This is a genomic window from Vibrio ziniensis (assembly GCF_011064285.1).
Taxonomy (GTDB): Bacteria; Pseudomonadota; Gammaproteobacteria; order Enterobacterales; family Vibrionaceae; genus Vibrio; species Vibrio ziniensis.
In genome coordinates this window covers 935,220-960,690 of record NZ_CP049332.1, presented here as the reverse complement: position 1 = coordinate 960,690, position 25,471 = coordinate 935,220, and the positions used below count along the sequence as shown (strand labels likewise).

15 protein-coding genes are annotated in these 25,471 nt (G+C 40.7%); 6 read left to right on the top strand and 9 right to left on the bottom strand.

Annotated elements, in window-relative coordinates; translation table 11 throughout:
• Positions 1–475: 475 nt before the first annotated feature.
• The 6 genes from G5S32_RS19220 (at position 476) to pulA (ending at position 12,270) form a co-directional block, all read left to right on the top strand.
• Positions 476–1,243, top strand: coding sequence for an oligogalacturonate-specific porin KdgM family protein (locus G5S32_RS19220; RefSeq protein WP_165313762.1), 768 nt, complete (start codon positions 476–478; stop codon positions 1,241–1,243).
• Between the two features lie 102 nt (positions 1,244–1,345).
• Positions 1,346–3,556 carry a right-handed parallel beta-helix repeat-containing protein gene (locus tag G5S32_RS19215; RefSeq protein ID WP_165313761.1) on the top strand — a complete coding sequence of 737 codons (2,211 nt, stop codon included), beginning with the start codon at positions 1,346–1,348 and terminating at the stop codon, positions 3,554–3,556.
• Positions 3,557–3,673: 117 nt separating this feature from the next.
• Positions 3,674–4,711 carry a pectinesterase family protein gene (locus G5S32_RS19210; RefSeq protein ID WP_165313760.1) on the top strand — a complete coding sequence of 346 codons (1,038 nt, stop codon included), beginning with the start codon at positions 3,674–3,676 and terminating at the stop codon, positions 4,709–4,711.
• A gap of 469 nt (positions 4,712–5,180) precedes the next feature.
• Positions 5,181–6,944 (top strand): sodium:solute symporter family protein, encoded by a 1,764-nt coding sequence (locus G5S32_RS19205; protein WP_165313759.1) that lies wholly within the window; start codon positions 5,181–5,183, stop codon positions 6,942–6,944.
• A 57-nt stretch (positions 6,945–7,001) separates the two neighbouring features.
• Entirely contained in the window at positions 7,002–8,168 is a 1,167-nt protein-coding gene (locus G5S32_RS19200; RefSeq protein ID WP_165313758.1) for an oligogalacturonate lyase family protein, read from the top strand.
• Positions 8,169–8,637: 469 nt separating this feature from the next.
• The gene (gene pulA, locus G5S32_RS19195; RefSeq protein WP_165313757.1) at positions 8,638–12,270 is read left to right on the top strand and encodes a pullulanase-type alpha-1,6-glucosidase; all 3,633 of its coding nucleotides are present in this window, start codon (positions 8,638–8,640) and stop codon (positions 12,268–12,270) included.
• A gap of 100 nt (positions 12,271–12,370) precedes the next feature.
• On the opposite strand, the gene G5S32_RS19190 is transcribed toward pulA, so the two are convergent.
• From G5S32_RS19190 to G5S32_RS19150, 9 genes are all read right to left on the bottom strand, one after another.
• Positions 12,371–12,718 carry a helix-turn-helix domain-containing protein gene (locus tag G5S32_RS19190; protein WP_165313756.1) on the bottom strand — a complete coding sequence of 116 codons (348 nt, stop codon included), beginning with the start codon at positions 12,716–12,718 and terminating at the stop codon, positions 12,371–12,373.
• 368 nt (positions 12,719–13,086) lie between these two features.
• Positions 13,087–13,875 carry a DNA-binding transcriptional regulator KdgR gene (gene kdgR / locus G5S32_RS19185; protein ID WP_165313755.1) on the bottom strand — a complete coding sequence of 263 codons (789 nt, stop codon included), beginning with the start codon at positions 13,873–13,875 and terminating at the stop codon, positions 13,087–13,089.
• Positions 13,876–14,187: 312 nt separating this feature from the next.
• Positions 14,188–16,158 carry a HAMP domain-containing methyl-accepting chemotaxis protein gene (locus G5S32_RS19180; protein WP_165313754.1) on the bottom strand — a complete coding sequence of 657 codons (1,971 nt, stop codon included), beginning with the start codon at positions 16,156–16,158 and terminating at the stop codon, positions 14,188–14,190.
• A gap of 63 nt (positions 16,159–16,221) precedes the next feature.
• A complete protein-coding gene (locus G5S32_RS19175; protein WP_165313753.1) occupies positions 16,222–17,919 on the bottom strand; it encodes a dipeptide ABC transporter ATP-binding protein in 1,698 nt (565 codons plus the stop codon).
• Positions 17,919–19,079 carry an ABC transporter permease gene (locus G5S32_RS19170; protein ID WP_165313752.1) on the bottom strand — a complete coding sequence of 387 codons (1,161 nt, stop codon included), beginning with the start codon at positions 19,077–19,079 and terminating at the stop codon, positions 17,919–17,921. Before G5S32_RS19170 ends, G5S32_RS19175 begins: the two co-directional genes overlap by 1 nt.
• A gap of 2 nt (positions 19,080–19,081) precedes the next feature.
• Positions 19,082–20,089, bottom strand: a complete 1,008-nt coding sequence (locus G5S32_RS19165; protein ID WP_165313751.1) for an ABC transporter permease — start codon at positions 20,087–20,089, stop codon at positions 19,082–19,084.
• A 175-nt stretch (positions 20,090–20,264) separates the two neighbouring features.
• Positions 20,265–22,184, bottom strand: a complete 1,920-nt coding sequence (locus tag G5S32_RS19160; RefSeq protein WP_165313750.1) for an ABC transporter substrate-binding protein — start codon at positions 22,182–22,184, stop codon at positions 20,265–20,267.
• A 72-nt stretch (positions 22,185–22,256) separates the two neighbouring features.
• On the bottom strand, positions 22,257–23,984 hold the full coding sequence (locus G5S32_RS19155; protein ID WP_165313749.1) for a DUF2264 domain-containing protein: 1,728 nt from the start codon (positions 23,982–23,984) through the stop codon (positions 22,257–22,259).
• Positions 23,985–24,271: 287 nt separating this feature from the next.
• Positions 24,272–25,459 carry an anaerobic sulfatase maturase gene (locus tag G5S32_RS19150; protein ID WP_165313748.1) on the bottom strand — a complete coding sequence of 396 codons (1,188 nt, stop codon included), beginning with the start codon at positions 25,457–25,459 and terminating at the stop codon, positions 24,272–24,274.
• Positions 25,460–25,471: the final 12 nt, after the last annotated feature.

Below are 25,471 nucleotides of genomic sequence, written 5' to 3'. Positions count from 1 at the left end.
AAAATACATTTGAAGAAAAATTGATTTAACAGAAATACTATTATAACAAAAACCTAACACCGCTTCCCACTGCCGCTACTTCACCTATCAGACAAAACCTACCTATCAAATAAGCATCAGACTACATTTTTGAATAATCATCATGAGTGACTTGCTATAAACGTGAGATTTTCTTCCGTATCTGAATATCCTTGTCAATGAATCCAACCCCTATTTAATACCTGAAAACGTACTATCCATTACCTAATCAAGTCTACAGCTTGGATTAAATCAATTCACAAAACTAATAAATCATCAAAATAGAATTGGTAACTGCGTTAAAAACCGATACAAATGTTACACTGATCACACCGAATCAGCTTTAATATATAAAACACTGTTTCAAAGATCACACATTTTAGAAAGTTCCATTTTAAAAAAATTTTTTTCAGTTAAATTGAACATCAAGTCATAAATAAAAAAACGGTGTTTTAATATGAAAAAAGTCCTTACCTCTGCAATTCTGATGGCTCTTGCATCTTCTACAGTGGTTTACGCTGCTGATTTCGATATTCGTGAAGAGTACAACCCTAGTCACGGTGAAAAGAACCCAGATTACCAACATAAATATCGTATCGCTTTCAACAACCGTCTAAGTAACGGTATCGGTTTCGGTGTTGAAGCTAAATATCTTTCTCCTACTGGCCAAAGTTTCCTGCAAGATTTTCAAACAGCAGGTACTCAAGCAAACATCAGCTATGCATGGAAATTCGCTGACGACTTTACTTTAACTCCTCAGCTAAAAATTGAAACCAACGATACATATAAACTGTCACAACAAGCTAACTTAACACTAGCTTATAAGTTTAGCCGTGATTTTAGTGCGTCTGTTCGTTACCGTTACAACTATGACACTTGGGCTGAAGAAGATACAAAGGGTAATGATACAGGTGCAAAAAATTACAGTGAACACTACAACCAGTTCTCAGTTGCAGCTAGCTACAAAGGTATTGAAGATTTAGCACTAAGCACTGCTGTTGATTACCGAATCAAGCGTTCTCGTTTAGATAATGGCGTAGAAAAAAACACTGTTGATGAAGATAACAAAGGTATCAACGAAATTAACTTCAAAGCAGAATACTCAGGCTTTGATAGCGGCTTATCTCCATATGCAGAATACGGTCTATATCCATCATCAAAAGATACAAGTGTTAAGGATAGCTGGCGTCCATACTACCGTGTAGGTCTCAAATACAAGTTCTAATCTGAACTCATAGTCCTGTCTTTTTTAGGCTAGCTCAACGTACCTTTGAGCTAGCCTTTTTTCTCTATTAAATTTTAAAATTTACAATACGTTAGGTGTTTTATGCAATTTTCCAAAATTACTCTTGCTGTTAGCAGCGTACTAGCACTTGGTGCATGTTCGTCAACAACAAATAATCCTGATGAATTGACTTGGCAGGCTGTGACTTTTGGTCAATCAACAGATTTAAATTTTGGCTCTACAATACTGCCAGAAAAAGTGGGCACCAACGAAGTTCTAGTAAATGGTAAACCTGTTCAACGAGGTAAAGTTGCAGAATCATTCACTATTGAGAGTCGCGGCGGCAAGTTAGCTAACTCACACGAAGGTGGTACTTTTTACTATACAAAACTACCAACTAGTAAAAATTTCACTCTTTCAGCTACGATTGTTCTTGAGCAATTGGGGCCTGAAACTGGCTCTGCGCCGAACCGTCAAGAAGGCGCTGGTATTATGGTGCGCGATATCATCGGTGAACCTCGCCAAAACCCTCAACCAGAGGGACTAGAAGAGTTTCCTGCCGCTTCAAATATGGTGATAAATCTTCTACGTGCTAATAAGAAAGAACATAACGGTTTAGTCAATATTGACGCTCAATTCCGAGATGGTATCTACCAACCATGGGGTACCGGCGGCAATAGAATGAGCCGTAACGAATTCATTAAAGGTATTCCGTTTACTGACGGTACTCCATTCAAAATGTCACTGACTCGCACTAATTCTGGCTATATCGTTAGCTATGACAACGGTAGCACAGTGAATACACACGAAGTCAAAAATGCCAACGCTAACATTGTTGAAATGCAAGACCCTGACAATCAATACGTGGGTTTCTTTGCCTCACGTAATGCAAAAATTGCAGTCAGCGATGTGAAACTTGAAATAAGTGACGCAAGCACAATTGATGCACCAAAGTATTCAGCAAAATTACAGGACGTTGTCTTACAGCAAGCATCACCTGATCGAAGCACAATCGCCAACTATAGCCTACAATCCCGTGCAAACTATGCTGGTACATTCACTGTTAGCCGCGAAGGTAATACACTGATTGATAAGCAAAGTGTCAATGCGGGCGATTTTTTCAAATTTGATACATCTTTAAATGCTGGCAATAACGAGTTTTCAGTTACTTACACGCCCTCTGAAGGTCCAGACTTAACATCCAAAACGTATCAACAGTTGGTTGAGAAAGTTGTTCTTCCAGATCCAATGAATATTTCTGTAAACCCAGATGGCAGTAATGGCAATTTGGATTTAGAGACTGCAATCAAACTCGTTGCTCCTGGTGGAATAATTACCCTAGAAGATGGTGACTACCAAGGCATTACCATTCCTGTAACAGTTAGCGGAACAGCTGAAGCACCAAAAACCTTGGTGGCAAAAGGTAACAACGTGCGTTTTATTGGGGATATCCAACACAATGCCAGTTACTGGAATGTATCTAACTTAGAAGTAGCAGGTGCTCGTTATATTGTTTGGGGCAGCTATAACAACTTTAGTCATATTGTTACGCACGGAGCCCAAGACACAGGATTCCAAATCACTTCACCGGACAAATTAGGTCGTGCTTTATGGGCTAGCCATAATATTGTTAGTGACAGTGAAAGCTACAACAACATGGATGATTCACAAATTAACGCTGACGGCTTTGCAGCTAAAATGCGTATTGGAGATGGCAATACTTTCATCCGTTGCGTATCCCACCACAACATTGATGACGGTTGGGATCTTTTCAACAAAGTGGAAGACGGCGCTAATGGTGTTGTGACCATTTTAGATTCAATTGCTTACAAAAATGGCCAAACACTAACTGTTGATGCAAAAGGTGGTACAAGAGGTAACGGATTTAAACTTGGTGGAGAGGGACTACCTGTCGCTCACGTGGTTAAAAATAGCTTAGCCTTCCAAAATAACATGGATGGTTTTACTGATAACTTTAACCCAGGTTCATTAGTGCTTGAAAACAACACATCTATTGATAACACTCGCTTTAACTTCTTATTCCGTAAGAGTCCGTATACAGAACAAGTTAAGCAAGGTAGTTTCGAAGGTAACCGCTCATACCGTTTCTTTGTAGCAAGCAAGTACAGTGATGTTGTGAATGGTGATTCTTTGGTTAACAATCACTTTTATGTAAATGGCAATACAGTTGACCAAGCAGGTAAAGTTGTTCAAGAAGATGTTAGCTTACTGAAAAATGCAAGCGAAGTGACTTCTATTGATGATGAATCATTGCGTGAACAAGTGCAAAAAGTCCACGCGTTGTTAAACTAATTGCTCCCGCTCATATTAAAGTGTAAGGCTCAGTCATCCTGAGCCTTTTTTAATTCTAAACTTTCTCTCTCTATTTAGTTAGAGTGATCTTAAGCGAATATACAAAGGACTGAATACATGTCGAAAACGTATGACATTACTGTTGATATATCAGGTAAAGGCGATGTCGAGTCAATTCAACAAGCTTTGGATTTGGCCCCTCTCAATTCATTACCCTACACCATCTTTATTCAACCGGGTCACTACGAAGAAAAATTACACATCACTCGTCCTAATACTCACTTAGTTGGCGCGTCAAAAGCCAATACCTTCATCTGCTATACTTCGGCAAACGGATTACTCGCTAATGATGGTAAGATTTGGGCAACATACAATAGCTATGTAGTGAATGCCGATGCCACTGATATCACTTTCCAATCATTAACCATTGAAAACACTTTCGATTTCATTGGTAACCAACGAAAAGAAAACACAGACTCATCTAAAATTTCTGCAACTCAAGCTGTGGCACTGCTGGTTGGACACAAAGGTGATAAAATTCAATGTAGAGATTGTACGTTGAAAAGTTATCAAGACACCCTATATGTAAGTTCTGGAAGAAGCTATTTCGAATCAACCGATATTTGGGGCACTGTAGACTTCATTTTCGGCGGCGGTACAGCCTTGTTTAATCACTGCGAGTTAGTTTGCCGCTGGCGAGAAGATAGCTCTGGACACGAACCTCTGGGATTCGTAAGTGCACCAAGCACGCTTATCGAACAAAAGTACGGCTTAGTTTTCTATCGCTGCAATTTAACTAAAGAAAACGAACATGTTCCCAATGCAAGTTACCGACTTGGCCGACCATGGCATCCGACAACCAATTTTTCGGATGGGTCGTATGCTAACCCAAATGCGATTGGACATTGTGCTTATATCGAATGTCAGTTTGATAATCATATTCATGGCTGGGACAAGATGCACGGCAAAGCAAAAGATGGAGCATCCATTTGGTTCTATGCTGAAGACTCTCGTTTCCATACCTTTAACAACCAACCTTTAGCTCAATATGGAGGTGATCATTTTGAAATGAGCACTGATGACAAAATGAATTACAGCTTAAAAAACATTTTCAGCGGCTGGGCACCAAGCCTATTGGCGCAAGACTTCAACTAAAAGATGAGTAACCACACTCAACCCACCTCTCATGTTGCCAAATTTGATACTCATTAATTAACCATAACTCTCACTGTTTTTTGTACCAATAGTGAGAGTTAAGACATCTACAACTTAAATCAGCAAAATCTGACATTCTTAAGGAACGTCTTTAGTCTAAAATCAGCTGTATTAATTATGCTCAAAACATTGAAGCCGGTTATGACATTAGAGCTAGATTAGCCTGAAAAACACACACCAAAATGGCTGACATGATGATAAATAAATCTCTTTTTTATCAATAACTAATAAGAAATTCTCAGTCATAAACACATACAATTTGTAACGCATTTTTATTGCAAAAATCATTTCGAAAATGCTAACCTACTAAAAATAAACCGACGTTTTGATTTTAATCACATACATTTCTATTTTTTTGGTAGAGAATGTACGAAAAATTTTTTTGATGTAAAACTTATGAGATATCACTATGCAATATGATTACATTGTAATAGCTGGCTACTTCGCACTGATGGTTGCGATCAGTCTGCTATTCAAAAAGATGGCTAGCAATAGCACCAGTGACTACTTCCGTGGGGGCGGTAAAATGCTCTGGTGGATGGTTGGTGCTACAGCATTCATGACCCAATTCTCTGCTTGGACCTTTACAGGTGCAGCAGGTAAAGCCTTCAGCGATGGCTTTGCAATTCTAGCTGTGTTCGTTGGTAACATGGTTGCATACGTATTTGCATACTTCTACTTTGCACGTCGTTTCCGTCAAATGCGCGTTGACACTCCTACGGAAGCTGTTAAACGTCGTTTCGGTGATACGAACGAGCAATTCTTCACTTGGGTTATCATCCCACTTAGCGTAATTAACGCTGGTGTTTGGTTGAACGGTCTAGGTGTATTTGCTTCAGCAGTATTCAATGCAGACATCACAACCACCATCTATGTAACAGGTGCAGCAGTTCTTATCATCTCTCTATTGAGTGGTGCTTGGGGTGTTGTAGCATCAGACTTTATCCAAACTCTGATCGTTGCTGTTATTTCAATTGCGTGTGCGGGTGTTGCTCTATACTTCGTTGGCGGTCCTTCTGAAATCATCAACAACTTCCCTGGTGGTTTCGTAATGGGTCCTGACATGAACTACCCATTACTGCTTGTTGGCTCTTTCATCTTCTTCATCGTGAAGCAGCTTCAAAGTATCAACAACATGCAGGAATCTTACCGTTTCCTAAACGCTAAAGACTCTAAAAACGCAAGCAAAGCTGCGTTGATGGCTCTAGTGATGATGGTGTTTGGTGCAATCATTTGGTTCATCCCACCATGGGCTTCTGCAATCATGTATCCTGATGCAGCTGCGGCATACCCTAACCTAGGCGCTAAAGCTAGCGATGCTGTTTACCTAGTATTTGCTCGTGAGACAATGCCTCTTGGTACTGTTGGTCTACTAATGGCTGGTTTGTTCGCTGCAACCATGTCTTCTATGGACTCAGCACTGAACCGTAACTCTGGTATCTTCGTGCGCAGCTTCTACGCAACTATCGTTCGTAAAGGCAAAGCAAACGACAAAGAGCTTCTACGTGCAGGTCAAATCGCTTGTACTATCAACGGTATCTTAGTAATCCTAATGGCTCAGTTCTTCAGCTCACTGAAGCACCTAAGCCTATTCGATCTAATGATGCAAGTTGCGACATTACTTCAATCTCCAATCCTAGTACCACTATTCCTAGGTATCTTGATCCGTAAGACGCCTAAATGGGCTCCTTGGGCAACAGTAGTATTCGGTATGTTTGTATCTTGGTTAGTAGTAAACGTATTTACTCCAAGCTACGTAGCAAACTGGTTCGGTATTGAAGAGCTAACTCGTCGTGAAGCTGGCGAAATGAAGACTATGATCACAATCGCAGCTCACCTATTCCTAACTGCTGGTTTCTTCTGTCTAACCACTCTATTCTACAAAGAAGAGAAAGACACACATAAAGAAGTAACTGCAGAATTCTTCAAAGACGTTGACACTGAATGTGTTGAAGAAGAAGGACAAGACGTTGTTGACCGTATGCAACGCGCTAAACTAGGTACTCTAGTTATCTACATGGCGGCTGGTCTAACAACAATGGTTCTAATTCCAAACCCATTATGGGGACGCCTACTGTTCTTGGCATGTGCGGCAGCAGTATTCGCTGTTGGTTACGGTCTGAAGAAGAGTGCGAAAATTGACGATTTAAACGAATCAATTTCTGTTCGTTAATCAATCTAAAGTGGGCAGCATGAGGCTGCCTACTTCATTTATATTAGGAGATTTATCGTGGCTAAAGGTGACATCCTAAACCTTGAATTCGAAACTTTTACTGATAGTGACACTAACGTAAAAGTAACGCGTATCACCCCTAAAGACGTAATCTGTCATCGTAACTATTTCTACCAAAAGTGTTTCACTAACAACGGTGAAAAACTGCTTCTAGCTGGTGATTTTGACGGTAACCGTAACTACTACCTTGTTGACCTTAAAACTCAAAAAGCGACTCAGCTTACTGAAGGTAAAGGCGACAACACATTCGGTGGTTTCATCTCTACTGATGACAAATCATTCTTCTATGTGAAAGCTGAGCTAAACCTAATGCAGGTTGACCTAGAAACTCTAGAAGAACGTGTTGTGTACACGGTTGATCCAGAGTGGAAAGGTTACGGTACTTGGGTTGCAAACTCTGACTGTACTAAGTTAGTGGGCATCGAGATCCTAAAAGCAGATTGGGCACCACTGACTTCTTGGGAAAAATTCGCTGAGTTCTACCATACAAACCCAACATGTCGTCTAATCAAAGTTGACATCGCAACTGGCGAACTTGAAGTTGTTCACCAAGACAAAGCATGGTTAGGTCACCCTATCTACCGTCCATTTGACGATTCAACTGTTGGCTTCTGTCACGAAGGTCCACACGACCTAGTTGATGCTCGTATGTGGCTAGTAAACGAAGATGGCAGCAACGTTCGCAAGATCAAAGAACACGCTCCTGGTGAGTCTTGCACGCATGAATTCTGGATTCCAGATGGCAGCGCAATGGCTTACGTATCTTACTTCAAAGGTCAATCTGATCGCGTGATCTACAAAGCGAACCCTGAAACACTAGAAAACGAAGAAGTAATGGTAATGCCACCATGTTCACACCTAATGAGTAACTTTGATGGTTCTCTAATGGTTGGTGACGGTTGTGATGCACCAGTTGACGTTGCAGATGCTGAAAGCTACGACATCGAGAACGACCCGTTCTTATATGTACTAAATACTAAAGCGAAAACAGCGACTAAACTATGTAAACACAGTACTTCATGGGACGTATTAGACGGTGATCGTCAAATTACACACCCACACCCATCATTCACTCCAGGTGATGACGGCGTACTATTTACTAGTGACTTCGAAGGTGTTCCAGCGGTTTACATCGCAGACCTACCAGCATCTTTCAAAGCTTAATTTGAACTTTAAGTTCAAAATCTAGAGAAACTACGATTTCTGCCTTAATGCCACTCGCTTCCATACGAGTGGTTTTTTTTATTTTCACTCTTACTTCTTTTAGTTCAAAAATTATCCATCTAATTTTTATGGATGTTTATCACGCTTTTAAGGCTTAGATATCCTCCATCCAAGTCATCCCCCTTCACTACTCCCTCGAAAAATTGCTATACAAGTCTGTGTAGAACCTCTCGCTATGCATCCAATTTGTTATTTAATTTGTGACAAAAATCTATGGAATAACAAATTTTTCATGCGTAAAAAACTAAGCCGCTAACTCTCACATTTTGCTGATGATTCACTGTATTAGCATTTCGTTGAACTTTTCATTTCGGTTTTTGTACCTAACAGTACCTATTTTGCTACTTGCTGTTTGCTCTCAAAAATCGTCATCCCTTTAAATGATTTCAATAAAAATGGATTTGCAAACGTGAACAAAAGAACATTTAAATTATCAATAGTTGCAAAAAGCCTATTACCATTGGTTTCTACTGCAATACTGAGTGGCTGTGGCAGTGACAACTCGAACGGAACAACGTCCAACTCTAGTTCCGATTTTTATTCTACAGCTGAAAATGAAGTCGTTATCTATTACAAACGCGATGCGGCTTCGACATCAAGCGACTATGAAGGCTGGGGATTGCATCTGTGGAATGGAGAAGGTTGTACAAGTACAGATTTAGAAGCAATGGGTATTAAGAGCAGCGGAACAGACTGGGGGTATCCACGCCTTTACGACGGAATTAGCGCAACCTATGGAGCATACTACGTGCTCAAAGTTGATCCAGACGCTAATGACCCATACAAATGTATGAATTTCATTTTACACAACGGCGATGATAAAGCGTTCGGCAGTTCCAACTCTAAAGTTGAACTATCTCAACTTGGGGCTTCAAAAGGAGTGTTTGGCTTTCACGGAAGTAGTGAACTTTTCTATGAGCCAATCGAAGGACTACCCATAGGAATCGATGGTCAAAAAGCACACTGGTTGGATGCAACGACAATTGCATGGGAAGCAGTCGCAAATGCTGATTCAATTAAACTTCATTACAGCTTAAACAACGAAATACAAATCGACGAAAATCAACAAATCACCGCAGGGTCTGCAGTAGAACTAAGTAAATCCGGCGTTCTATCTGACCAGTTAAAATCTCGCTTTCGCCATCTATCTAGCTTGCCCGCCGTAAATATAGATATCGACGACGCAACACTTCATACAATTCTCAAATCGCAAATTGTGATGGTGGCATACAACTCAGACGGCGATATATTATCTGCTACACAAGTACAAAAATCAGGAGTCTTAGACGACGTATTTGCAAACGCAGATGCAGGTAATGCAGTATCGCAAGAATTGGGGGCGGTGTTGGAAGGTGAAGCGGTAACTTTCAAACTGTGGGCGCCTACAGCCCAAAACGTTTCTCTGATTACTTACGACGAGGACCTACAGGAAGAGTCTATCATTCCGATGACTGAAGACACGGTGACTGGCATTTGGATTTCTGATCCATTAAATAACTTAGTGAATAAGTTCTACCGTTACCAAGTTAAGGTTTACCATCCAACTACAGGTGTTATTGAGACTCGCCTAGTCACAGACCCATACTCATTAAGCCTGTCAACTAATTCGTTGTATTCTCAAGTTGTAGATTTAAACGACTCAAGTTTACTTCCACAAGGCTGGGACGATGATGCTCGCCCAACGTTAGAGAAAGACGAAGATCATGTATTATATGAATCTCACCTTCGGGACTTTAGCTTCAATGACAACAAAGGAACTGCAGCGTACAACGGCAAATACCTAGCACTAACGGAAGCAGATCGCGAATCGGTGACTCACTTACAAGCGCTGAGGGACGCAGGCCTAACAACACTCCATATTCTACCAGCATTCGATATTGCAACCGTAGACGAAAACGAAGCTAACCGTATTGACATTAATGACACCATTGGCAAGCTATGTTCCATCAAACCGGACGCATCTGTCTGTGAATCAGCGGATGAGGCAAGCAGTATCCAAGATGTACTCAACAGTTATGATCCTACTACAGGTTCTGCTCAATCACTGATGAGTGATCTGCGAGGACTTGACAGCTTCAACTGGGGTTATGACCCTTATCATTACACAGTGCCCGAAGGCAGCTATGCGACAAATCCAAACGGCTCTCAACGCATTCTCGAGTTCCGTGAAATGGTTCAATCTGTACACAAAATGAATCTAAAACTGATCATGGACGTTGTCTACAACCATACTAATGCATCAGGTGTTAACGATAAATCCGTACTCGATAAAATTGTACCAGGGTACTATCACCGTCTAAATGTAAATTCCGGCGGCGTTGAAAACTCAACTTGTTGTGATAATACTGCTACCGAAAATTTGATGATGGGAAAACTCATGGTCGATTCGCTCAAGGTATGGGCATCCGACTACAAGGTTGATGGTTTCCGCTTTGATTTAATGGGACATCAACCCAAAAACCTTATGGTCGATGCGTTAGAGCAAATCCGTCAAATCGACTCCAATACCCTATTCTACGGTGAAGGTTGGGACTTTGGTGAAGTCGCTAACAATGCTCGTTTTGATCAAGCAACACAACTGAACATGGCTGGCACAGAGATTGGAACTTTCTCTGACCGTCTACGTGACGCTGTCCGCGGTGGTAGTCCTTTTGACGGAGGTGTTGATTCAGAAGGAAACCACTCACTTCGTTACAATCAAGGCTTTGGTAATGCAGCTTATGCAAACGAAGAAACTAAAATGGATGACGAATCTATCAATGAACGTCTACATAACCAAGATTTAGTGCGACTAGGTATGGCAGGCAACTTAGCTGAGTATGTCCTTATCGACTATACAGGCGAAACCAAGCTTGGTAAGAATATAGATTATAATGGAGCACCTGCCGGTTACACTAAAGTTCCATCCGAAAACATCGCTTATGTTTCAAAACACGATAACCAAACTTTGTGGGACAACAACGCATATAAAATCGCAACGGGCACTAGCTCTGCTAATCGTGCGCGTATGCAAAGCGTATCACTATCAACGGTAATGTTAGGTCAAGGTATTCCCTTCATACATATGGGCTCTGAGTTACTTCGTTCTAAATCGATGCAACGCGATTCCTATGATTCTGGTGACTGGTTCAACCGTGTCTTTTTCGATGGGAGTAAAAACAACTGGAATGTAGGATTGCCTCGAGAAGACAAAGACAGCGACAACTGGGATCTTATAAAAACAATTGTAAGTGACAGTACAGCTAAACCTGATACTACTAACATTGAACTAACTAAACAACAATTTCTAGAGCTTCTCAAAATCCGGACATCCAGTGAACTTTTCCGTCTAGATACTGCTCAAGAAGTGATGAACCGAGTCGACTTTCACAACGTTGGCAAAGAGCAGCAATCAGGCTTAATCGTTATGTCTATAGATGATGGGATATCTGCTGGTCAAGACTTAGACCCAATCTACGATGCTATCGTCGTAATTATTAATGCTTCATCGGATGAACAATCGTTTACTGTAACGGGTTCAAGCAGTTTTGAACTTCACGAAATTCAGCAAAACTCAGCGGATGACGTAGTTAAAGGTGCGAATTTTTCTGGAGAAACCTTTACAGTACCAGCATTGACAACAGCAGTCTTCGTACAACCTCAAGTTGGCGCACAAGGAGCCGGTTTACCTGTAAACACGTCGAACAAAGACGTTTCAAGCATCCCACCTTACGGCGAAACTGTTGTTTACGTAAAAGGAACAATGAACGGATGGTCCGACAATCAGGACTGGGCAATGACATTTATCGGTAACGGCGTATACTCAGTAACTGGAGCACTAGCAGCAGGCAGCCATGAATTTAAGTTTGCTGATGCCAGTTGGTCGAATCCAAACATAGGTTGTGCCTTATCGGAACAAACCAGTGATTCTCTTGAGCTTGGAACTAGTGATAATTGCGTTCTAAGTGTTGCAGAAACTGGAAGCTATACTTTTATCCTAAACGCAAATGAAAGCATAGAAAATCCAATGATATCTGTAACTAGAGCGTCATCTGAGCTCTAAGCATTTAGCAATGTTTAGTAACTGAATAGATAAACTTCTAGATGCCATCCATTTTATGTGGATGGCATTTAAGCAGCTAATAGATTGATATATACGTAACCTATTGAGTCACATGTACATACTCGATTACTACCTGGTTACCTTCGACATACACTTTTTGTATTTCACCATCTACACAAATTCTATTTCGTAAATAGACAGAGGATTCCACTTTACCGCAACTATACTTCAAAGTTGGTAAAACATTTGCTGGTTCCACATGTAAATGTTTACAAAACTTGGTTACAAAGGACATTGATAGTGGCTCTGTACCACGTAGAAGGTTTGAAAACTCAACTTGGCTCACACCAAGACGCTTTGTTATTTCCATTTGAGTTAGATGCATCTTCGCCTTCTGCGACATCCACACGTCATATAACGCTTTGCGATCTTCTTGACAAAACTCCACTCGAATTCCCTTAAACCATCACTTGTTCATATGAATACAATGCCAAATCATTAAGACAAATATGTCAATGTAGAGTGAGATTCTGTTCAATCTTGCGGGGATATATAAGAAGTTTGTAATACCAATCACATCATCTAATCAATCGAGTACCGATAAGCATCACCTCCGAGTCTTAGAAGACTCGACGGGGCCCCAAAGATGGAGTAAACGATAAGTGCATGTTTATGGTCGGTGCTCATTGTCTAATACTGAACAGATTAATAGTGACATTGGTATAAAACCATCTTCTTTAAACGTAAAAAATAGAATATAAAAAAGCCGTATGTCACTATACAACATACGGCTTTTTACGATTTAATCGAATTAATTTAGTCTGCGTACGGGTAAACTGTACAACCTAATTTTTCTGAAATGCGGCGCGCTGCTGCATGTAATTCACAGATGTACTCTGCTTTTTTCTCTTCAGTAAAACGGATGGTTGGAAGAGAAATACTTAAGCCAGCAATCACTTGGTTGAAACGATCATAAACTGGCACAGCGATACATCTTAGACCGATTTCTTGTTCTTCAACGTCCTCAGCGAAACCTTGATCTTTAACCAATGCTAATTCAACTAATAGTGAATCGACATCTTTGTGAGTGCGCTCTGTAGTTTGAACGAACTCAACTTCAGAGAGGATATCGCGAACTTCCTGTTCTGGACGAACACAAAGCAAAACTTTACCAATTGCAGTTGAATAAAGCGGGTTACGACGACCAATACGCGATTGCATACGCAGGTTGTACTTAGAGTCCAATTTATGCACATAAATAATGCTATCGCCATCTAGAGCACCTAAGTGAAGTGCTTCCATAGTTAAATCCGAAATACGGCGCATTTCGCCATTCGCTAATTCAACCAAATCAACGTACTCAAGTGCAGCCGCGCCAAGCTCAAATAGTTTTAGAGTTAGCGAATAGTTCTCGGTTTCACCTTCTTGAGATACATAACCAAGAGATTTCATCGTTTGTAAAAAACGATACACCGTACTTTTCGACATCATCAATCTTTGAGCTAGCTCACTGATTCCGATATCTTTTTGAGTCGCAAGCGCCTGTAAAATACCGAATGTTTTTAATACGGATGAAACCGATTCGGGTTGCTTGTCAGCTGTCATCTTGTTTTACCTATTTTTAATATTCATTTTATCGACATACTCTGTATCGCCCAATAGACAGTTGACATGAGTTCGATTCAAATAGACTGCCACACATTGCAGCACTCCCAAAACTAAAACACGTTTCTAAACGAATAAACGTCTAGCCAATAATTTAAAATAATGTTCTCCAAAAAAATAGGGTTCAGTTATCTTTTTTCGCAATTTATCGCTGGATTTAACAGTTTTAGTGATTTTTATTGCCTTTCATACAAAAAAAGTTAGGTAGTCAAACAATTACATATCATTTAATAAACATTATCATCATGAGCTCTAAATGATAAAATCTCTCACTAACTCACGTTGCCTTAGAGACACTTGTTTTATCTCATTGATGCTATCAGAAAGTGATTCAACACTTCTTATGCTGCTATTCGAGCTGATTTTAATCGCTGCAAGTTTCTCAACCATCACATGACTAGTTGCTAATTGTTGTGAGGTAGCAACAGATATCGAAGCCGACATTTCAGCCGCCGTATCTATGCACATTTTGACTTCTTTTACTGAATCAAATGAAATATTCGAGCTAAGCTGAGCCTCCTGCATACTGGTTTTACATTGTTGAATAAGACTGACTGATTGAGAAACACTACGTTGTAACGACTGAATATTACCTAGTATACCATTCGTAGATTTGGTCGTATTCGTCGCTAATTGCCGAACTTCATCGGCAACAACAGCAAAGCCCCTACCATGCTGCCCTGCTCTTGCAGCTTCTATCGCCGCATTTAATGCTAACAAATTAGTTTGAGCTGCAATTTCCTCAATCATTGATAATGCTGATTCTATATGTTTCGCGTCTTTTACTAAATGCTCAATGGTTGTTACCGCCTGTTCCAAGAGCCTAGACGTAGAGCTAATACACGAATCGTTTAGTGAAATATGTTCATATCCTTTCTGAGACTCTCGTACAGCTAATACCATTTTTTCGTTCGTTTCTTGGGCTTGCTTTGCTACTTGGTTAATAACTTCTTCCATTTGTTCTGTAAGAGAAGCGATTTCGTCAGATAAATCCACTTGTTGCCTTACAAAACACCCGGTCTGATGAACATCAATACTGTTATGCTCAACCACCTCGTTGAGTGTTAGTGAAGATTTCTGTAACTGACTTAGCAATTCACATTGCGATGTACGTACCGATTCAACATGCGAACCTAGCCAAGCCATTTCTCTACTTTTGCTATAAATTGTTTGAAGAGTGAGGTCACGATTTGCCATCGCATTTAGCACCATCCGGAGAGCATTCAATCCTGATTGAATATTTCGAGAAGTGGCGATTACTAATCCTAAAGATAGCAATCCAGTCGCTATGATTAGGGCAATTAGCTGCAACATATAGCTGTTTTGCTGCTCTTTTACCTCCAACACCTTGTTTTGAGCTTCAACGATGACAACATCTCTAAAAGCTTCTAAAGAATTTATTTGCTGTCTAATATCATACGACATTTTCTCAGTCATGCTTTTTTCTTCGAGAGACAGTTTAATCATCTGTAAATGGTTGTAAGCTACACCGTCTATACTAAGACTATGATCTATCAATAACTCAACTAGCTTAATATTTCTCTTCGTCACATGACTTGATCGCAAAGCAAGATCAGATACCATTGCGGTGATATCTCGACTAATCGCTTTATTTTTTTCAAAAAACTCCTCTGTATCATCTAGTCGAAATGAATCTAGTGCTTTATCTGTATTGAACATCAATGAATCTAAACGACTGCTCAAGTTTTCAGCTAACATTGCATTATTCATGTCAGTCTCTGTCGCGGTAACGGTATAGATGAAACGTTTAACTTGTGAAGAAACTAAACGATATTCTTGAATATATTTTGCTTGATCTACGCGCAAATCATCATGTGCTTTCATCATGTTGGTCAAGCGTTGGAAATCCTGTTCAAAGGATTCTGGTACCACCCACTCCAGACTAGCTCCATCATTCTGCTTATCTATATTGGCAACTGTTTGCTTGGAAAAAATGATGTGTTTTAACACATGTTCACTAATGTCTTTCCATGTATCGGCATTAAAATTAGCTATATCTGTTTCTAACTCCACTAACTCCTTCTCCACAACAGATAAAAGAGCTAGCTCATCCATAGAGTACTTGGCTATGTAATCTAACTGATCCGTTAATTTCTGGCTTTGCCAAAAGCCAATACCACCAATCATCGCAATCACCACCAGCAACAAACTAGTGACAAAATAAAACCTACCAACGATCGACATTCTGTGCCAAACATTCATGCTAGATCTCCAACGAGACAAGCCTTCTCAGTGTCCCTAATGAGAAGGCTTCAATTAACAAAATTAAACTAACTCGGCTGATGTTTCTGATGCTAATTCAGCAATCGGTACAGCCGCGATTAATTGTTGTGTATAGGCTTGCTCAGGGTGATATATCACTCTGTCTACCGAACCCTGTTCAACAATTTTTCCGTTTTGAAGCACTAACACCCGATCACAGAAATACTTCACGGTAGCAATATCGTGCGTGATTAGAATGAATGCCGTGCCATATATATTTTGAAACTCAATAAGCAAATCCAATACTTGAGAACGGAGAGATACATCAAGAGCAGCAGTAGCCTCATCAGCAATCACAACTTTAGGAATAGTGACTAATGCCCGAGCAATGACTATCCTCTGCCTTTGACCTCCAGAAAATGCATGAGGATAGCGACTAGAAAATTGAGGCAACAACCCCACCCACTTCATAATGTTACGTACACGCTCTTCACGCTCTGCTTTATTCATTTCAGTACGTAGCTTAATCAGTGGTTCTTCAATGATGTCGAACACTGTCATACGAGGGTTCAAAGACGACCAAGGGTCTTGAAAAATCAAACGAAGGTCTGCAAATAGTGGATCACGAACTACACGCTTATAGTTGGACAATTCGATTTCAACTCCACCCTTTTTATCAACATATTGAATCGTACCTGATGTCGCTGGTGACATTCCCAAAATGGCTCTACCAAGGGTACTTTTACCCGATCCCGATTCGCCGACAATCCCCAGTGATTCTCCCGGATAAAGTTTGAGTTGTGCGTTGTCAACAGCGGTCATCGTACTCTTTTTCTCAAACATTTTTGCAGGCTTATGAAAGACTTTCGTCACGCCATTCAAATCCAAAATTGGGCGTATCTCATGGCCTTCTTGCATTCGATACGGTACTTTCACCTTTGAAGGCCTTTCTAATGACCTTGTTGCTTCCATTAATTTCTTGGTATATGGATGCTCTGGGCATTCAAACACTTGTCGAACGCTACCACATTCAACTACCTCTCCTTTTTCCATCACCACAACTCGGTCCGAAATTTGAGCGACAACCCCTAAGTCATGAGTAATAAACAAAATTGCCATACCAATTTCATCTTGTAGTTTTTTGAATAGCTGCAAGATTTCTGCTTGCGTTGTTACATCCAATGCCGTGGTGGGTTCATCGGCAATCAAAACATCTGGACGCGAGGCAATCGCCATAGCAATCACTACTCGTTGTCTCTGCCCACCAGACAACTCAAATGAGTATTTGTTGATTAAACTCGATGGTTCGGGCATCTGAACTTGTTCGAGTAATTCGATAGCACGTAAATGCGCGACTTGTTTGGTCATGCTAGGGTCAACTAAACACAATACCTCTATAATTTGATCACCCACTGTATGAACCGGACTTAATGCCGCCATTGGCTCTTGCGAAACCAAAGAGAAATTGAAACAGCGTAGAGAGCGCATGCTTTTACTACGAGGATCAATTTGTGCGATGTCAATAACATCATCGGTTTCGGTTGTATAAAGAATTTCACCAGAATCGATACGGCCTGGTTTATCCAAGAGCTGCATAATGGCGGATGATGTGACCGACTTACCTGACCCAGACTCGCCGATGACAGACAGTGTTTCACCACGATATAAATCGAACGAAACATTTTTGACAGCATGGAAATGTTCCATGCTGGTTGGGAAACTCACATTGAGATTCTTTATTTGTAGAATTTTATCGCTCATTATTTTGTCCCTTGATCATGGTATGGGTCACACGCATCACGTAGACCATCACCAACGAAATTCATCGCTAGAATTACTATAATTACAGCCACCGCAGGGATAAGTAACCAGGTTGCTTCAGCTAACGCTCGGATGTTTTGTGCCTCTTGAAGTAAAACACCCCAGCTCACCATAGGAGCTTGTAATCCTAGTCCAAGGAAACTTAATGCTGTTTCACCAAGGATCATCATAGGAATGGCTAGAGTCACAACTGCAATAATGTGGCTCATGAAGTTCGGTACCATATAACGGCGGATAATTTCGAACGGACTGTTACCATCCAACCAAGCCGCAGCTACATATTCCTCTCCACGCAAAGACATAAAGCGGCTTCGCACCACCCTCGCCATATCTGGCCATGAGACGAGCCCCAGAATGATGGTGATTAGAAAATACTTAGTAAGTGAGCTCCATTCTGCTGGCAAAGAAGCTGACAGAGCCATCCACAACGGAAGCGTAGGAATCGATTTGATAAACTCGATCGTACGTTGAATGATATTATCGATGGTACCGCCAAAGTAACCAGATATGCCACCGATCAAAATACCCAATACAAAAGTCGTTAATACCCCCATTAAGCCAACGGACAAAGAAATGCGCGCACCATAGATAAGGCGTGACAACATATCTCGCCCCATACGATCAGAGCCCAAGATAAAGAAAGGTTGCTTTGTGTCATGCGGCACAATGAACTTATAACTCATAGGAATAAAACCCATTAGCTCATATGGTTCTGTCTTACCAAAGAATGAGAAGTAAGCTTTCGTGTTTAGATCTAACACATAATGCCTTTTTAAGGTGCGCTTATCTGTTTTACTTTGATACAACTCCAAATGTGGAGCCCAACGCCATCCTTCAGTGCTGTTTTCAAACAAACTAACCGACTGCGGAGGAGAATAAGTGTAGCGTCGCCAGTTTTCACTGGGGTCAAATGGAGCAAAGAACTCAGCAAATGCTGCGATAACATAAACAATCACTAGAAATTTCAAACTGTACCAAGCCAGTTTGTGTTGGCGCATTTTCAAACCGATCAGTTGCCACTGAGTTGCAGTACTTAAATCGATATTTTTCTTGCGGCGTTTAAACAGATGCCCAAGATTTCGAATAGCAGACGTAGTCATAATTAAAACTCCTTCGCAACGCCGACACGTACTCGAGGGTCAATCCAGTACAGTAAAAAGTCAGAAATCAATGTGCCAATGATGGTGAGAATGGACATAATCAATAGAACATCGCCAGCCACATACATGTCCTGTGAGCGTAAGGATGCAAGCATTAATGGGCCTAGTGTTGGAATGTTCATCACTTGGCTTACGATAATATCAGCTCCAAGAAGTGCTGGAAGCATCCAGCCGATAGTTGAAACGATAGGAAGCACAGCGATACGTACTGGGTATTTCAAAATGAGTTTTGCTTCCGTTTGTCCCTTGGCTCGAGCCGTTTTTACATATGGCTTTTTCAACTCATCAAGTAAGTTTGCACGCATGATTCGAATAATACCGGCCATACCTGCAGTACCGACAACTAGGATATAAATCCAGCTTCTTGAAGCTGCATCAATCAGTTTGCTCCAAGACATAGGTTGGTCTAGATATTCGTCAGAATACAAGCCTGACACAACAGTATCGAAGCTGTAATAACCGATTAGCAATGCAACAATAGCAATAACAAAGTTAGGCGTTGCCATACCAATAAAACCGAAAATCGTTGCGACATAGTCACCCCACGAGTACTGACGTAAAGCCGAGTACATACCAATTGGGATAGCGATTAAAAATTGAAAGAAGAAGACTGCTGCTGCAAGTGCAACCGTTGGCCATATCCGAGGTTCAATCGTTGTCCATACAGATTGGTTAGTGGTTAACGAAATACCAAGGTCCCCCACTAATAATCCAGATATCCAATTGAGATAACGCTCCCAGAGAGGCTTATCTAGACCATACATCTCTCGCATAGTAAAAATCATCTGTGGATCTACCGTTTGCCCCATAGATTGAAGCTCGGCAATTTTGGCGGAAGCAAAATCACCAGGAGGAAGATCAATGACAGCGAATACGACAATAGATACAGCTAACAATGTGACGAGTATCGACACTAGCCGCTTACCTGCAAACAGAAAAAAACTGTTCATTACTGTTCCTTAATAGTGACAACAAACTCTGAACAATGCTTAAGGATGCGTTAAACCGAATCATTCCATATGAGTAGATTTATAAAACGCACCACTGATAAATTTAATAATTGCTATGAAAATCCATAGAAATGCCCCACACCCAAGTGGGGCAAAAATTAAGAAAAGTTATTTGTTATTGGCTTTTCCAAAGCTGGCTCATACGCATTGGTCCCGGAGTTGGGAAGTTGTAGTTTTGCGGCATATTTTCTGGAACGTTTTGCAACTTATTGCTGACAACGACACCAGCAGGCATTGCTTCAACAGTACCCATAACATAGAAGTTTTCCTTAGCAATTTGGATAATTTCTTTCATGTAGTTCTGTTGTTTTTCTTGAGAAGAGGTCTGCTTCAATTTGTTCCATAAATCGATTTGGTGCTTGATATGCTTAGGTGGCTCGACTGCATACTCGTTGTCAGGTTCACTTGCCCATAGGTAGTATCCCAATCCCCAAGTCGATTCTGGGCTAAATGGTAAGTAAAAACGCGCTTCATCAATAATACCTACACCACCATCGCCGATAATGGGAATAAGATCGAAGTCATTAGTCAGGCGTAAGTTAATTACATGGTTAATTTCAAGAACACGAATATCCAAGAAAATACCCACTTCTTTCCATTGGTTCTTAACTAGCTCTAAAGAGTCGGCAAGAACACCTTTGTTTGAAACTTTTGACAGCGCTTCAATACGCAAACGCTCACCATTCTTCAGTAAACGGTAGCCTTCGCTGTCGCGTTTAGTCAGGCCAAGGGAATCTAGAATGTCATTCGCCTTTTTAAGATCAAATTCCGTGTACTGCTTTGCCATTTCTTCATCGTAGAAAGGTGAAATGCTAAGCGGCGCAGCTTGAAAAGCTCCTACAGCACCTGAATAAACCGTTTCACTGATCTCTTCACGGTCAATAGCATGTGAAAGTGCGATACGGAAATCTTTGTTTTGAAAGAGTTCACGCTTAAGTGGGTCTTTCACTGTTTGGTTCAGTGCGATAGCCAACTCAGTACTTTGAGTATTTGGACGAAACTCATAGCTGTAACCGCCTTTATCTTCGTTTTCAATCAACAATGAACGGTAAGAAGTTTGTCCAATATGGCGATGCTGATAATCTGCTTCACCATTAGCAGCACGAAGTACCATCTCCTCTTGATCTTCACTGTAGCGCCAGCGAACAGCATCTAAATACGGTAACTGGTTACCTTCGGTATCCACTTGCCAGTAGTATGGGTTACGTTCAAATACCGCATAGCTCGCATTTGGCCCAGGAGGAGTAGTGACTTTCCATGCAGTCAGGACTGGGCGTTCAACGTTTGCATAGTGTTCAATAAAGTAATGCGCTTCGCATTTTGTTGATGCGTATTGACGCCATGAATCAAACCCTGCAGCTTTCGCGTTCCCTACCGCTTTATCGTTAAACTTAGGCAAGAACTTAGAACAGTAGTGTTTCGGGAATGCAGTATAACTTTCACTGTCCACTGTCGCTAAGCTGCGGATGAATAAACCATTTGGTTGAGCTAACGTGATTTTTACGCTGTATGTGTCTAACACTTCTGCTTTTGCAGAATCATGATTAGGAAGAACCAGAGGACGGTTACCAGAATGCTCAGGATCGCCTACGATATCGTTGATATAGAAGGCAATATCTTCAGCGGTAAAAGGCGTACCATCAGACCACTTAACACCTTTACGCAGATGAATAATGAACTCTGTATTGTCAGCGTTTGAAGTAAAACTTGTCGCTAAGTTGGGAATAACTTTCGAGTAAGTAGTGTCGAAGTTGAATAAGTTGTCATAAGCAATAGTACGAGTGCGATGACCGTTATCAACCACTTTACCCACTAAATTTAATGTGCCACCGTACTGACCAATAGATTCATTGGGCTCAACGATGAGTGGGTTTTCAGGTAGACGCTGTTCAACTTTTGGTAACTTGCCCGATTTTACTAACTCAGCAAGTTGAGGGGCTTCGTTATAAGAACCAGCCCAACTAGAGAAAGACAGAGCTACAGTAACTGCGACGGCTGCTTTTCCTAGATGAGGTATCTTATTATGTTTTCTCATATTTAACTCCATAAGATGACTAGTGTTTCAACGTTTTTGTTTTCAATGTAATTATTTGAGGCACTTAGAGTATTACTCGTGTAATACTCCCAAACTTCCTGCCAGTACTTGTACTTCAATGTCTGAGTTACCAGCTTGGATAACGCCAGAAATAGCGGGAACACTGGAATGCGGATATACAACGTTAGTGTTTGGAGCACATGGGTAACAACAAGCATGTCCTTGGCCTTTCACTAACCGCAGTTCACTAAATAGATTTTTTGATTCAATACGAGACGGAGCGGCGATAACATGGCTAAACCAACTTCGCCATTCATCCACACAGTATCCCGTCATTATGAAAGACAAATTTCGATCGCTCGTTATGCGATGAATTCGAACTTCGCGATCTGTTTGCAAAGTTTGACAGGTAATAACTCGGCACCCCATAAAAGGAGACCAAATTGAAACTAACGTATCTGCTTCTCGAAAAGCACTTATGTGGTGAGTCCTGCTATACCACTGCATAGTGTCTGGATGTTGAAAAGCCAAAATATTATCACCAACCCACCCTTGATTTATCCAACGTACACTATCGATACAAAATCCATGAGCTGAGCTATATGCGAACTTATAGTATTTATCAGCACATTCTCTTAGCTCGTTGCTGCCCGAAGCATTCGTCAGCAAATAAGTTCCACCGTTTCGCCACTGGAGATGCCTATCGTTGATCCATTGCACTTCAGCCATTTCAGGCAGAGATTCCAATGTTGATTGCCAGAATGGATGAGTCTCTTCCATCGCTAAGGCGTTAAATGCCTTAAACGCTAACAGCGGTGACACAGAACTGGTATAGAACTCACTCATGAGCAAATTGGGATACGCAAACCCTGGTAACAACATACCGTTGCTATCAGAAATGGGTTGATTCGACCACCAGTTCATACCATTGGTCCACAAAGTACGCCATAAGCTTATGTCTGGATGATTCGGGATTACTCTGGCTAGTTCTGCCCAAAATGCTAAAACCGCAAAACGATAGTTTAAAGAACGACCATAAGCTAGTTGGCGTCCTTCTGAGTCAAACCAATTCCGATAGGTTTTTGTAAACTCTAACGCGTTATTAAGCAGCACCTCTTTACGAGGTGAATTGGGATTCCATCGACAATACATCAACGCATAAAGATGGAATCCCATAGGGTTGTAATAATCCATAACCCCCGTAGCACCATCTTCAAACCAGCCTTGTTGAAGCTGCATTTCGTCGATAGATTGAAGATCAAACTCTAAGTTCAGGGTATCAATTTCAATACCCAAACCAGAAAGCGATTCCAAAATAAGAACACGGAACCAATACCAATTATTCGGTGGAAGTGCGATGTAAGTTGACGATAGCAACCAATCAGAGAGGTTTGTTTTTTGCTTTTCATTAAGTGGCTGCCAATAAATTTCAGGTGCTTCTACTAATGCCATCGCAATGGCAGACATTTCAACAACACGCTGGTCGTAGTCCTTCGCATGCTGCCAGAAGTTGCTCAACTCTGGCGTAGTGCCATCAATGATTCTCTGGCTCAATAAATGATTGATTTCTGAATGTATGTGCTTAGAAGGAACCGCTAACCATAGTAAACGACATACATACTCAATATCAGCCGTCTGGCGGGTATAATGCGCCGCACTATTCGCTTGAACATCTAATTTAACTTGGTCAGAAATAATCATGGCGTGCTGATGCAACACGTTTTTGGCTAATTCGGCAACACTCTGGCGAGTGGCAAATAAATTATTTTGTTCAGTTAAATCTTTCCAGCAGACAGACATTATAAATATTCACTCAATTAAGTAATCTGTTTTGTTGGAAATAATTAAATATCACAGGATATTAATATTAAAACGACTTTTTATATTTTCGATATCTGAGTCATAACTTCACCTATTTGTCTCGATTATTTTTAGATTGAATCGCATTTTACAATAAAATATAAAATTACACTTTCATAAAATCAACTCGTTAAATTTAACAAAAAAACTTTCAAAATAAGATAAAAAGATAATTTCTTTAAGCTCGTCGCAAATGTATAATCACAATTTGAAATCTAATATTTTTATCAAATCATATTTAAGTAATAGGTAATTGGTAATTTTTTCATCAAACACTTTTTCATTGCATTTAAATACGGTTGGACAAAGGTAAAAAAAATAAAATACCCTTCGCAAAGATATTGTTTTTCTTTAAAGGATATTCTTCCACTTAACGTGATTCTGTGCGCAGGACAAGCGCCATGACACAAGCGGCGTTGTGAGCAGTTAACACAGTGCAAATCACTTGCCACCAGCTTCCCACAAGCAAAACTCTGTTGAATAGGCGTTTCAATTAGATCTGGATAGTTGTTGCGCTCGATGTTACCAAGCTTAAATTCGGGATAAACAAAATGATCACAGCTGTATACATCACCATTATGCTCAATCACTAAATTGTATCCACACTTGGGAGAGTGGACACAAATAGATGACGGCATTCCCAAGCTCATGCCCAGTGCATTATCAAAATGGCTAACAAATATTTTTCCAATATCCTTTTCGCGCCATGCGTTAAACACGTCAATCATGAAGTGTCCAAACTGCTCTGATCCTACGCTTCGATCAGAAATCCCCACGTCAACCACCGCTTCAACGACAGGAATAAACTGAATGAATTCAGCCCCTAAAGACACTAGGTGTTGGTAAACCCGTCGACCATGACTGCCATTGTTCGCTTGCACAGCGGTAAGCACGTTATATTCCACACCATATTTTTGAAGTAGACGCAGACCTCTTACAGCCTGCAGATAAGAGCCTTTACCATTTCTATACTTACGAAAATGGTTATGCAACTGTTCATCACCATCAATACTGATTCCCACCAAGAAGTGATGTTGTTTCAGAAACAATGCCCAATCATCATCAAGCAATACTCCATTCGTTTGAAACGTGTTCACTACTGTCATTCCATGACGCTTATAATGATGCTGAAATGCTATTGCTTTCTTATAAAACTCAATACCTCGAAGCGTTGGCTCGCCTCCTTGCCAACCAAACGTTACTTCATTAGTGCCACTAGGTTGACCTTCAATATAGGCCTTAATGTGTGCTTCTAACGCTTCGTCGCTCATATCAAAACGATTTTTATTCGGAAAAAGCTCCGATTTATCAAGATAAAAGCAGTAGTCACAATCCAGATTACACAAGGGACCTATGGGTTTGACCAACACATGAAAAGGGTTGCAAGCTGAAGGTTTCACTGTCGTAATATACATATTGATAACTTC